This is a genomic window from Mesorhizobium sp. WSM1343, assembly GCF_055901535.1.
In genome coordinates this window covers 2494252-2506449 of sequence record NZ_CM148370.1, presented here as the reverse complement: position 1 = coordinate 2506449, position 12198 = coordinate 2494252, and the positions used below count along the sequence as shown (strand labels likewise).

The following is a 12198-nucleotide window of genomic DNA, read 5'->3' as shown; positions in this document are numbered from 1 at the left end:
AAGCTCAAAGAGCTGAGCACTGTACAAAACGCCCCATAAATCGCTATGAACCCTACCGCTTTACGGGGCGGATCTACGGTTTTTCATTGCGGTACAGATTGAGCGATATCGATCAGGCAGCGTTCGAAATCCAGTCCAAAAGAGCTGTCTTCGGTTTGGCGCCGACCGAGAAATCGGCCACTTCGCCGCCCTTGAAGATCGCGAGCGTCGGAATGGAGCGCACGCCCAATTGGGCGGCGAGTTCTGGGTTTTCATCGATGTTAAGCTTGGCGACCTTGATCTTGCCTTCCATCTCGACGGAGATTTCCTCGAGGCTCGGAGCAATCATCTTGCAGGGATCGCACCATTCGGCCCAGAAATCGACGACGACGGGTGCTGCGGATTCCAGAACTTCCGACTGGAAGTTATTGATATCGACTTTCACGGTAGCCATGGCTGCTCCTTTGACCGAAGAAGATGTTGAACCACATGTGACGGTGCGGTGCAGAATCTTCAATTATCAACCCGACGCTCTTTGGGACATAGGGAGCGCCACGGCCTCGCCTTCTTCCGGCTTCAGCACAGGTTCTATCTGACAGGCTTTTGCGCCCTCGAACGTATGGTCTTCGACCTCGCGCTCGCGCCGTTGCCTTACTGCCTTCTCATCGGCCGGTTCAGTTTGCGCTTCCTCTACGGAGTTGAAGTTCCGGCTTCATGTTGGACCCGACACTGATCCTGATCGGCAAGATCGAGATATTCTCGCCGTGACCGAGAGCAATGGGATCCGGTGGGAAAGTATCTGCTTCATTAGCGGCAAAATACCCGCCGTTGCTTGTGCCCTCGATCTCTTCTCCCTTCTGCTCGCACTGCAATGGCGTAGCGGATGCGGCGACTTGCTGAGTAATCGGCTTTGGCTCCGGCAGTCGGCCAGTCTGGCCTTCGAACGTGATAGCCGAACGCTGTTTCCACTTTGACTGAGCCCCGAGTGAGATGATGTAAGTTTTCGGAGCGGCAAATGGACCTCCGTTCAATATCGAATGCGCTGATTGGAGCGTGTCCTTTAATGAAGATCCAAAGTTCTGAAGCGTCAACGTCGAAACGGGTTACAATCGTAATGTGGGAAGATCGGACATGCTGGACCTAGCTCGCTAGCATGGGATCTCGGAAGCGACGATCTACAATTGGAAGACCAAATTCGGCGGCATGGAAGTTTCCGAGGCGAAGCGGCTGAGGGCTTGAAAGAGGTGAACGCGAAGCTGAAGAAGCTTCTGGCCGAGCAGATGCTCGACGCGGCCGCCCTTCGCGAGCTGCTTTCAAAAAATGTATGACCCGCCCCGCCCGTGCAAGGGTCGTTTCGATCAGGACGATGCAGTCTGCACAAATGTATCCGGCCTCTCGCAAGTGGGCAGCTGTTGCGGTCGGGCCATGATGAGATCCGCGCGTGCCGTTCCCAGATAAATGGTCCGGGCTCACAACCTGCTTTTTTGCACAGGGCTTACGGCGCGCCGATCGACTGTCTCATCATCACTTTCACGAGCCTCGCAGTCTGGAACAAACGGGATCAGCTAAAGGCCGGATTTCGCCGTTCCTAGCTTGCGCCGGGCTTAGTCATGACTACCCATGCGATCCGCGCAATCTTGGCCACAACTACCTCCTCCATCAACGACGGGGAAGCAAGTTGACACATCAGCTGTGAAGTTCGTGCGGCGTAAGCGCCATAGCCAGACTGACTGTACCAGCCCAGTCTCGACCAAAAAAAATTCGCCAGGGTGTTGCGAGATTGACGACCTCAACGTCCGATATGCCTGTCAGCTTTCGGCCTCGAATGCGACGTCTGAGTAGTGGCTCACCAATCGCCAGCTCAGCGAAATGCCGCCCCGCCGACTGGCCGCACGGATTGCTACCCTGCCGGGATGCCCCCATTCACACGTTGCTGCCAGTTCACGCCGAACGAACTACTCAGGCCGCTTCCGCTTAACGAGGCCCTTCTTATTTTACGCCAACACGATCTCCCGCTAATGGCAACTAGGATGTGGCTTTGTGCTTCGATACCACCACGCCCGGAATATCAGGACCGAGGCAGCGTCCATGAAGAGTGACGCAATCTCGTATGCCCCACGAGGGCTATCTCGTGAGGAAGCAGCTCGTTACATCGGTGTCGGATCGACGCTTTTTGACGAGATGGTTGCCGATGGGCGCATGCCGAAGCCCAAGCGCATCAACAGCCGCGCTGTCTGGGATCGTGTAGCCCTGGACATCGCTTTCACCTCGTTACCGGACAAAGATAGCGGCCTTCAAGAGCTGTTGCAACGAAGCAAACGGGACGTAGAATAACGATAGCAACTACGCTGATTGCGTATGCGCTGCAGGCGTAGTATGATGATGGCCGGCGCGGAAGGGATGACGTGAACGAGAATGAGAAACTTGCGCGAGATGTGAAGGCATGGCGGGCCAAGGAAGGGTTCACTGCCGAAGCCGCCGCCAAGGTGCTGGGAATACCGAAGCGCACCTTTGAAGGCATAGAGCAAGGCAGAGGCTTTCCTTACCCAGTCCTGCTGCGTGCTGCCATGAAAAGTGAGGACTTGTTGCAGAAGCCCCAACGCGAGGACTTGTAGCGCGGACACTAATTCAATGGCCAAACATCCTGACTACCCTGGAGCATCTTCGCGCCTCGTCAGTGGCAAGGAGTACTGGCGCTTCCGAGCTAATCGCCATGCTCGGCAAATAACCTTACCCGGCCAGCCCGGCGACGAAGCGTTTGAGATCGCCTACCGGCGTGCCGTTGAAGGTCGTGCTGGCAGCGCGGAAATTATCAACATGCCGGGGCGCGCCTTGCCGCGTACTTTTGGGCATGCAGCACGGCGACTCGAAAGTACCATGGAATGGCTGGACTTGGACGAGGCGACGCAGCGGAAGAACCTGCGGCTCATTGAACGCTTCCTTGAGATGCAGGTCGACCCTGACTATCCACTGACGTGGCGCGATACCCCGGTGGAACATCTCGATGCCGATCGTCTGCGCGCGATAATCGAGGGCATCTTTCTTGCCAACCGGACGGTTGCCAAGCACCTTCTCGTCGCGATCAAAAAACTGCTGTGGGTGGCAATCCAAGTGGAGAAATGGATCAAGCCGCAGGACGACCCATCGCTCTCCATTCGTGTACGCGTGCCCAGGTCCACCAAGAACCCGGCCTGGCCAATCGGGATCAGAGAAAAGTACGAAGAGCGGCATCCAATCGGTACGCCTGCTCGGACCTGCTACGCACTCGGTTTCTGGCTCGGCAATCGGCGCGGCGATATCGCCGCTCTTGAATGGTGCGATCTGGTGAGCGAGGAGATCGAGCTGTTCGACGGCTCGCTGGTGTTGATCGAAGCCTTTGACTTTCGGCAGAAGAAAAACCGCAATCGCCACGGGGGTCGAGAGATGTTCATTCCGGTCGTAGACAAGCTGGCAGCCGCGCTTGAACCTCTCGACCGATCGAAAGGCGGCACCGTTTTAAAGACTGCTTATGGCAGCACTTTCTCGGAAAAGAGCCTAACCGGCATGATGCGGCATTGGACCCGGCAGGCTGGAATACCGGATGGCTATACGCTTCATGGCCTGCGCCGCACGTTTGGAACCTACCTCGCCGAGTGCAACATCCAAGCGCGTGCCATAATGGAGGCGATGGGACATTCGTCGATGACGGTGACCGACGAATACGTCCGTGAGGCGAACAAGAAGCGCATTGCCGTCGACATTGCTAGAGCGATAAACCAGCGCGAAGAAAAGCGCGATCAGGCGAAGCGGCGGGCCAATTTGAGCATCGTCGGCTCACAATGAAGCACGAAGAATCGCGAACTGTTCCAAGCGCGCCCGTTAAGAGGATTTTTTTGCTGCCAAAGTGCCGTGGGCAAAGCGTGGGCAAGGCGTGGGCAAAGGGCAATTTTCCTCAACAAAATCAAATGTTATGGTGGGCCCGGAGGGACTCGAACCCCCAACCAAGCGGTTATGAGCCGCCGGCTCTAACCATTGAGCTACAGGCCCCACGCGGGCTGGATTAATGTTTTTCGCATCGCGGCACAAGGCTTTCCCGACGGGCTTCCCCAGATCGCCCAAATCAACCCATAATCGCGCTCTACGCGACGTCTGCGACTTGATCGCAGACCAAGGAGATTTTCATGACCAGACATCTTTTGCCTCTCGCGCTCGCCGCTGCAATCGCTTTTCCGGCGATGGCTGGAGCCACCGATCTGCCGACGCCGCCCCGCATCATCGTGTCGGGCGAAGGCGAAGCAACCGTGGCCCCCGATCTGGCGGTCCTGACGCTGAGCGTCATGCGCGAGGCCAAGACCGCGCGCGCCGCGCTCGACGCCAACAATGACGCCATGGCCGCCGTGATCGCGGCGATGAAGTCCGCCGGCATCAAGGACCGGGACCTGCAGACCGCCGGCATCCAGATCAACCCGCGCTACAACTACACCAACAAGCCGGACGGCAGCCAGGAAGCCGAACTCGTCGCCTATCAGGTGACCAACACGCTTTCGGTGCGGGTGCGCGATGTCGACAAGACCGGCGAGATCCTCGACAAGGCGGTGTCGCTCGGCGTCAACCAGGGTGGCGGCATCGCCTTCACCAATGACAACCCGGCAGCCACGGTCACCGAGGCGCGCAAGAAGGCGGTCGCCAACGCCATGGCCAAGGCCAAGACGCTGGCGGAGGCCGCAGGCGCCAGCCTCGGCCGGGTGCTCGAGATATCAGATCAGAACATTGCGCCGGCGCCGATGCCGATCAACGCCAAGGCCTTCGATGCCGCGGCGGGTGGCGCGGCTCCCGTGCAGGCCGGCGAGAATTCCTACAATGTCCAGGTGACCGTCACCTTCGAACTGAAGTAAGCGGCTCTGAGGATCCGTGGCTGGGTCTTGCCCAGCCACCGATGCATCACCAGCCAATAGCGCGCATGAAAAACCCCGCGGGATTGCTCCCGCGGGGTTTTTTCGAGCCACACCCTTCAAACGGAAAGGGGCTCCGCTAGTCCCAGCTGATCTTGCTAAAGATCATGCTGCCAGGCTGACCCTCAAAGAGGGGTCGGCCTTAATTGTCGAACCTCAGCGATAGATAACCGGGCAGCCGCGCTCGTTGGCGAACACCACCACGACACGGTCGCCGTCCTGACGGCCCGCCACCTTCACCGTCCGCCGGTTGACGTCGACGATCCGGACCCGGTGGAGGCCCATGCGTTCGGCCTTGTCGAGGGCGCGGTCCGGCGAACAGCCACGGCGCCAGTCGCCGCGGCGTTCATCACGGCGATGGCGATAACCGTCGTCACCGGTATAGACGCCGAAACGCGGGTCGTTGTTGTTGCCGAAGCCGAGATAGAGGCTGTCGGCGTGGGCGGGAACGGCCGCCAGCGTGCCGAGACCGACCAGGGCCGAAAGGGCTGCCGTCTTGATCGTGTTGAACATCGTCTTCTCTCCTTTTTGCGGGCCTTCGCCCGTCCTCGTGAACCGATGGGGGGAGAATGCGCCTGCCTGTCTGAACTCTTTACGAACCTGCCGTTCATCTCCGGTTCATATGGCGGGAAAAGGAAAGTTCCGGCCATTCGCCATCCTCCCCAGCCCTTGGTGAAGGCCGGAATGCCTGAATCGGCGCCCGATTCCGACCCCCCGCGGATTGGCCAAATGCCTTCGAACGTAGGGCTGTTGCTCGCCGCGGCTGGTCCTACGGCTCCTCGTCCAGCACATAGTCAAAATAGTCTTCCGGCTCGGCAAGATCGGTTTCACTCGCCTTGACCCGGCCGCGCATCGAGATGCCGGCTTCATGCACGGTCTCGGCGCTGCCAGACACCAGCCGGTGCCACCAGTAGAGGTCGCGGCCCTCGGCAACCAGCCGATAGGCACAGGTACTGGGCAGCCAACTGATGGTTCGCACATTCTGCGGCGTCAGCCCGACGCAGTCGGGAACGCGCGCCAGCCGGTTGGCGTAGTCCGAACAGCGGCAGGTCTCGGCGTCGAACAGCCGACAGCCGACGCTGGTCCAGTAGATCTCGCCGGTGTCCTCGTCCTCAAGCTTTGACAGGCAGCATTTACCGCAGCCGTCGCACAGCGATTCCCACTCGGCCGGGCTCATCGCCTCCAGCGCCTTGGTTTTCCAGAATGGCGTTTCCATTTCCCGGATGTGGCCCCGGCCGCGGGCAAGGTCAAGCGCGGCAATGGTCGCAATTGCGGCTATCGCTAGGTGAATGACATGAAGTTGCCTTCAAAAGGTCGGTCAATCGCCCCGTACGGCCTCTATCCGTGCCAGACTGGAACCAATCGGCACAAGATCGGTTTCGGCAAGGATGGGACCCCACAAGGAGAATTTCGATGAAACGCCAACCACGGATTCTGGCAGGCACCGCACTTGGCCTGTTGATGGCATCCGCGCCGTTGGGCGCGTTCCCGCTTCAGGGAAGTGTCGCGTCCGGTCTTGCCCAGCGCACGGCAACCCCATTCATCCTGGCGCAAGCAGCATGCGCCGAGGGCGAATCGGCCGAGGCCTGCGCGCAGAAGCAGCAGGCGGAACCCGAACAGAAACACGAGCGCAAGAAGGCCGAGCCTGAACAGCAGGCCGCGCCTGCCCAGAGCGAGCAGCCCGCCGAGGAGCAGCAGCCACGCCGGAAGAAGCGCGACCAGCAGCAGCAGGCCGAGCAGGCGCCCGCCGAACAGGCCGCTCCCGCCGAGGAACAGCAGCCGCGCAGGAAGAAGCGTGATCAGCAGCAGCAGGCCGAGCAGGCGCCCGCCGAACAGGCCGCTCCCGCCGAAGAACAGCAGCCGCGCAGGAAGAAGCGTGATCAGCAGCAGGAGACCGAGCAGGCGCCGGCCGAACAGGCAGCACCCGCAGAGGAACAGCAGCCGCGCAGAAAGAAGCGTGACCAGCAGCAGCAGACCGAGCAGGCGCCGGCCGAACAGGCAGCACCCGCAGGGGAACAGCAGCCGCGCAGAAAGAAGCGTGACCAGCAGCAGCAGACCGAGCAGGCGCCGGCCGAACAGGCAGCACCCGCAGGGGAACAGCAGCCGCGCAGAAAGAAGCGTGATCAGCAGCAGCAGACTGAGCAGACGCCGGCCGAACAGGTCGCGCCGGCCAACGACAATCAGCCCGGCGAGCAGGCCCAGCCGCGCAAGAAGAACAAGCAGGATCAGCAAGCCCAACCTGAAGTCGCCCCGGCGCCGAAGGAAGCTCCCGCTGGAGAGGCGACGGCCCCTGCCGGCGAGCAGCCGGCGGCCCAAGGCGAGCAGCCCCAGGACACGACGAAGAAGCACGGCAGGAAACCTGTTGGCGAGCAGCCGGCGACGGCCGAACAACCCGCCACCGGCGAACAACCGGCCAATGGTCAGACGGCAGCACCGGCACAGGGCGAAAACCCGGTGCAGGGCGAAGCACCGACCGATCCAAACGCCGCTCCCATCCTGGACAGCCAGAAGGACGCCGAGCGCAGGGGCGGCGGCCGCAAACGTGGCGACAAGAATGCTCAGCAGGATGGCGAGCAGCAGAATGGCGGACAAAATGCCCAGCAAGGTGGCGATCAGGGCCGCAAGCCGGTGGCTGCTCCCATCGACCAGGGTCCGCCGCCCACCGACGACAGGGCCGCACAGCAGGAGATCAAGCCCGAGAAGATCGTCCCGGTGACCGAGGAGAAGGGTACGCGCGTAGAGCGTGCGCCCGATGAGATCGCCCGCGATCGTCGGCGTCCGAAAGGCGTCGACGTCGTCAGGAAACTCGGCGATCGCGTCATCCTGCAGTTCAACAACCAGACATTTGTCCAGAGCAATGACGCCCCGCGCGTCACCCGCGGTGCCAAAGAAGTCTACTATGAGGATCTGTCGGGCGATCGCACCCGGGAAATCGTCGAGCGTGACAACGGTGTCCGGATCGTCACCATCCGCAACCGCTATGGCGACGTTATCCAGCGTTCGCGCATCGCGCCGGATGGACGCGAATATGTGCTGAGCTATGTCGACGAGCGGCACTATCAAGATGACAGCGACTGGCGTGATCCCGGCGACGACCTGCCGCCGATGCGGCTGACCATCCCGCGCCGGGAATACATCCTCGATTCCGAGGACGTCGAGAGCCCCGATGACTACTACGAGTTCCTCGAACAGCCCCCGGTCGAGAAGGTCCAGCGCCTCTATTCGATCGACGAGGTCAAGCGTTCGGCCCGCGTGCGCGACATCGCACGTCGCGTCGATCTCGACACGCTCAACTTCGAATTCGGTTCGGCCTCCATCTCCGACACCGAGGTGCAGAAGCTCGAGGGCGTAGCGACCGCCATGGAGAAGCTGTTGAAGAAGAACCCGGCCGAGACCTTCCTGATCGAAGGTCACACCGACGCGGTCGGCACACCGGAGGCTAACCTCGCTCTTTCCGATCGCCGCGCGGAAGCGGTGGCGGAGGCTCTGACCAATGCCTTCGGCATCCCGCCGGAAAACCTGACGACACAGGGCTATGGCGAGGAGTATCTGAAGGTCAACACGGCGGCGCCCAACCGCGAGAACCGCCGCGTCGCCATCCGCCGCATCACCTCGCTGGTGGCACCGGTCGCCAGCAACAATTAGGTCATGATTTCAAAATCATGACCCGGTTTGTGGAATCGGCAAGAGAAGCATCCACCCCCGGCACAGCCGGGGGTGGATGGATGTGCGGGGTTCAAGAAGAATTGTACGGGCGTTAGACACGGCTCATTGAATCGCGAGCGCAGCCACCCCAGATTCGGTGCTGGGCGTTCCCTGCCCCGTCCCGACTCCAGCGGGACGCATTGAGCCCCGCCGGACCTTGTTCGGCGGGGTTTTTTGTCTTGCAAACGGTGGCGGCCTCGTCGAATACAGCCATTGTCTGAGAGATAACCAGCCGGAATCATCCCATGAAGCGTCTCGAACTCGCCATCGAATCGATCATTCTCGCTTCACGCTGGCTGCTCGTCGTTTTCTATATAGGCCTGGCCCTGGCATTGGCCGTCTATGCGCTGTCCTTCGGCAAGAAGCTCTATGAGTTCATTAGCCTGGCGTTCACGCTCGGTGACACCGACACCATCCTGAAGATGCTCGGCCTGATCGATGCCGCGCTGGTTGCCTCGCTGGTGGTGATGGTCATCATCTCGGGCTACGAGAATTTCGTCAGCCGCTTCGACGACCAGGACGGCGGTGTGCACTGGCTGGGCACCATCGATGTCGGTTCGCTGAAGGTCAAGGTTGCCTCGACCATCGTCGCCATCTCGTCGATCCACCTCTTGCAGGTGTTCTTGAACTCATCGTCCTACACGACCGACCAGTTGATGTGGCTGACCATCATCCATCTCGCCTTCGTCGTCTCGGCGCTCATGCTCGCCTATATCGACCGGCTGATGGGCCTGAGCAAAGGCAAGAAGGACGAGGCGTGAGCCTGCGCCTGCCGGACGTTGAATCAATCCCGCAGGAACGATGCCCTACCGCCTTGTTCGAGCAGGGCTTTCCCATGACTCTGCGGGTGGCGAAGGGCTTGGCTCGACGCCCGTCGCGTCAAAACAAAGAGCTCTAGTAAATATTCCTGATCTTGCTGTCCGTGCGGGCAAACACCTCGTCGGGGACAAAAAAGTCGCCGGCCAGCGGCCCGGTCGCATCAGGCGCATAGATCGAGAAATCGCTGACGCCCTCGGCGCGCAGCACCTCTTCGTCGATGTAGAAGTTGCCAGTCGCTTCGCGCGCCGGCCGCATGAAGATGGCATGCGCAGCATCGGCCATGATGTCGGGCAAACGGCTCATTGCCGCCACCGTCGCGCCGCCCAGCAGATTGCGCACGGCTGCCGTGTCGATGGTCGAAATCGGCCACAGTGAATTGACGGCGATGCCGTCCTTGGCGAACTCGGCGCTCATGCCCAGCGTGCACATCGACATGCCGAACTTGGCCATCGTGTAGGCGACATGGTTCTTGAACCACTTGGCCTTCATGTCGAGCGGCGGTGCCAGATTCAGGATGTGAGGATTGCTGGCCAACTTCAGGTGCGGAATGCACATTTTGGACACCAGGAAGGTGCCGCGCGTGTTGATCTGATGCATCAGGTCGTAGCGCTTCATGTCGGTTTCCAGCGTGCCGGTGAGCTGGATGGCGCTGGCATTGTTGACGCAGATATCGATGCCGCCGAACTTTTCCACGGTCCTGGCGACCGCCTCGGCCACCTGTGCCTCTTCACGGATGTCGCACAGCACGGGCAGCGCCTTGCCGCCGGCCTGCTCGATCTCTTCTGCCGCGCTATAGATTGTGCCGGGCAGCTTCGGATGCGGTTCGGCGGTTTTGGCCGCGATCGTCACATTGGCGCCGTCGCGCGCCGCGCGCAGCGCGATCGCCAGCCCGATGCCGCGCGATCCGCCGGAGATGAACAGCGTCTTTCCCTTGAGCGACATTTCCTTGCGCCTCCCTTGCAACACGTCAGACGCCAAGCTTTGCGCGGCGGGCGACCACAGCGCAAGACCCTACACGCCGGACACCGCGTTACGCAGCGTAGGGTTTATGACTATACCAGCACCAGCCCCTGCCGCATCGCAGTGGCAATCGCGTCGGTGCGGTTGGCGGCACCGAGCTTGATCAGGATTGCGGCGACATGGAACTTCGCGGTGTGCACGGAAATGTTCAGCCGCCGCGCGATCACCTTGTTGGGTGCGCCCTCGGCCAGCAGCGCCAGCACTTCCGCCTCGCGCGGCGACAGCGAAGGACGGACGGCATGCTCGTCGGAGGCTTCATCTTCGAACGGCTCGCCATCGCCAGTATGGAAATCCTCATGGCGTCCGGTTCTGCGCTCGCCCGATACCCGATAGCCGGCCGCCGCCAGCCGCGCCGCCGCAGCGATCAACAAATCGTCCGCGCCCGTTTCGAGGACGGCCAACACCTCGCCCGCGGGCCGTTCGCCATTGGCGCCTCCCGATAGAAGAACCCGGGGAATGGCGGCCGGCACAGCACCGCCGCTGCTGTCGTCAACGATGGCGACGTCAGCCCTGCCGGCCACCACCGGCAGCAGGTCATCGCTCGCGGCCAGCGAGGCCGCCAGGCGCTCGGCGCGCGACGCATCGCCAAGCGCAATCAGCACCACCAGCCGCCGCGAGACGGCACCGTCATGCATGATCCGGTCGCTGGTGAGCGTGTCCATGGATGCCCTCAGCTCAGCGGCTTTTCGCCGATGGTCAGCCCGACATCGCGCTGTTCGCCGCCGCGCACCACGCCGAGCGTCACCGAAGCGCCCGCACTGTCTGGTCCGAGCCTGCGGATCAGGTCGCGCGGGCCATGCACCGCCTCACCGTTCCACGCCACGATGATATCGCCGAGAGAGAGACCGGCGGCCTTGGCGGGACCATCGTCATCGAGGCTCATCACCATCGCGCCATGCGCGTCGCGGTCGCGTACCGGATGCAGGCCGGCGCCGAGATAACCGCGCGCGACATGGCCCTTTTCGCGCAGCGTCGCAACCGCCCGCTCGATCGTCTCGTAAGGCATGACCAGCGCCCGGTGGCGCGGCCCGAACAGCAGCATGCCGATCAGCGCACCCTTGGCGTCGAGAACCGGGCCGCCCTCGAAACGGCCGCCGGCACCGACGGCCAGATTGATGCGCCGGTCGATGGTGCCGCCGCGCATCGAGCGCCAGGCCGGACCGACTTCGCCTACCGAGCCCGAAACGGCCAGAGCCGACCCGTTGCTATTGCCGATGGCGATGGCAATGTTGCCTGGCCGCACCGCGTCAGCCCTGGCCAACGGCACGGCGTTGATGGCCGTAGCCGGCTTCAGCAGGGCAACGCCAGTCGACGGATCGCGGCCGACCAGTTCTGCCTTCACCGCCTCACCCGAGGCCAGCGTCAGTTCGATCTCCTCGCCGGCCTCGACAGCCTCCTCGGCGGTGACGAAATAACCGTCACGCCAGTGGAAGGCGCTTGCCGTGCGGTGATGATGCGTGGCGAAGCCAGCCGTTGCCGGTGCCGCCTGGGCGGCGAGATCGGCGATGGCTTGCGAAAACGCACTCAGATTGAAATCGCTCATATTGGTCTCCTGGGTTCATCCATGCCCCAGATATCGCTCGACAGCGCGTTCAGAGGTACTCGCCTGACGGCTAGTTGCCGGTTTGACTGGCCATCTGGTCAGGTCGCGGCGGTTCCAGCCGCTCCGCACATATAGTGCGTGTCGCCCAAAAGTGCTCAGCGGTTTTGGGACAACGACACGCACAGGAAAAAAATCATCCTT

12 protein-coding genes, 1 tRNA gene and 1 pseudogene are annotated in these 12198 nt (G+C 61.7%); 7 read left to right on the top strand and 7 right to left on the bottom strand.

The window, feature by feature from the left end; all coding sequences use genetic code 11:
• Window positions 1–112 precede the first annotated feature (112 nt).
• Window positions 113–433: a thioredoxin gene (gene trxA, locus AC0NIL_RS12120; protein WP_151046549.1), complete on the bottom strand. Its 321-nt coding sequence runs from the start codon at window positions 431–433 to the stop codon at window positions 113–115.
• 698 nt (window positions 434–1131) lie between these two features.
• Here trxA and AC0NIL_RS12115 point away from each other — a divergent pair.
• From AC0NIL_RS12115 to AC0NIL_RS12100, 4 genes and pseudogenes are all read left to right on the top strand, one after another.
• Window positions 1132–1304: pseudogene (locus AC0NIL_RS12115) on the top strand (transposase); the annotation flags it as partial.
• A gap of 763 nt (window positions 1305–2067) precedes the next feature.
• Entirely contained in the window at window positions 2068–2313 is a 246-nt protein-coding gene (locus AC0NIL_RS12110; protein WP_027047251.1) for a helix-turn-helix transcriptional regulator, read from the top strand.
• A gap of 71 nt (window positions 2314–2384) precedes the next feature.
• The gene (locus tag AC0NIL_RS12105) at window positions 2385–2594 is read left to right on the top strand and encodes a helix-turn-helix domain-containing protein (RefSeq protein ID WP_473572441.1); all 210 of its coding nucleotides are present in this window, start codon (window positions 2385–2387) and stop codon (window positions 2592–2594) included.
• A 16-nt stretch (window positions 2595–2610) separates the two neighbouring features.
• Window positions 2611–3801, top strand: a complete 1191-nt coding sequence (locus tag AC0NIL_RS12100; protein WP_473572442.1) for a tyrosine-type recombinase/integrase — start codon at window positions 2611–2613, stop codon at window positions 3799–3801.
• Between the two features lie 128 nt (window positions 3802–3929).
• Here AC0NIL_RS12100 and AC0NIL_RS12095 read toward each other — a convergent pair.
• A tRNA-Ile gene (locus AC0NIL_RS12095) sits at window positions 3930–4005 on the bottom strand.
• 134 nt (window positions 4006–4139) lie between these two features.
• Here AC0NIL_RS12095 and AC0NIL_RS12090 point away from each other — a divergent pair.
• Entirely contained in the window at window positions 4140–4853 is a 714-nt protein-coding gene (locus AC0NIL_RS12090; protein ID WP_013530175.1) for an SIMPL domain-containing protein, read from the top strand.
• A gap of 213 nt (window positions 4854–5066) precedes the next feature.
• On the opposite strand, the gene AC0NIL_RS12085 is transcribed toward AC0NIL_RS12090, so the two are convergent.
• A complete protein-coding gene (locus AC0NIL_RS12085) occupies window positions 5067–5423 on the bottom strand; it encodes a hypothetical protein (RefSeq protein WP_013530174.1) in 357 nt (118 codons plus the stop codon).
• Between the two features lie 256 nt (window positions 5424–5679).
• A complete protein-coding gene (locus AC0NIL_RS12080) occupies window positions 5680–6126 on the bottom strand; it encodes a YcgN family cysteine cluster protein (protein ID WP_013530173.1) in 447 nt (148 codons plus the stop codon).
• A 197-nt stretch (window positions 6127–6323) separates the two neighbouring features.
• Between AC0NIL_RS12080 and AC0NIL_RS12075 the strand changes: the two genes are divergently transcribed.
• Together AC0NIL_RS12075 and AC0NIL_RS12070 are read left to right on the top strand one after the other, a co-directional pair.
• Window positions 6324–8555: an OmpA family protein gene (locus tag AC0NIL_RS12075; RefSeq protein WP_474048636.1), complete on the top strand. Its 2232-nt coding sequence runs from the start codon at window positions 6324–6326 to the stop codon at window positions 8553–8555.
• A gap of 305 nt (window positions 8556–8860) precedes the next feature.
• On the top strand, window positions 8861–9376 hold the full coding sequence (locus tag AC0NIL_RS12070) for a TIGR00645 family protein (protein WP_013530171.1): 516 nt from the start codon (window positions 8861–8863) through the stop codon (window positions 9374–9376).
• A 133-nt stretch (window positions 9377–9509) separates the two neighbouring features.
• Here the strand turns inward: AC0NIL_RS12070 and AC0NIL_RS12065 are convergent, their stop codons facing one another.
• The 3 genes from AC0NIL_RS12065 to AC0NIL_RS12055 form a co-directional block, all read right to left on the bottom strand.
• Window positions 9510–10376 carry an SDR family oxidoreductase gene (locus AC0NIL_RS12065; RefSeq protein ID WP_013530170.1) on the bottom strand — a complete coding sequence of 289 codons (867 nt, stop codon included), beginning with the start codon at window positions 10374–10376 and terminating at the stop codon, window positions 9510–9512.
• 110 nt (window positions 10377–10486) lie between these two features.
• Window positions 10487–11116, bottom strand: coding sequence for a helix-turn-helix transcriptional regulator (locus tag AC0NIL_RS12060; RefSeq protein ID WP_024505497.1), 630 nt, complete (start codon window positions 11114–11116; stop codon window positions 10487–10489).
• Window positions 11117–11124: 8 nt separating this feature from the next.
• On the bottom strand, window positions 11125–11997 hold the full coding sequence (locus AC0NIL_RS12055) for a S1C family serine protease (protein ID WP_127369560.1): 873 nt from the start codon (window positions 11995–11997) through the stop codon (window positions 11125–11127).
• Between the last annotated feature and the right edge of the window lie 201 nt (window positions 11998–12198).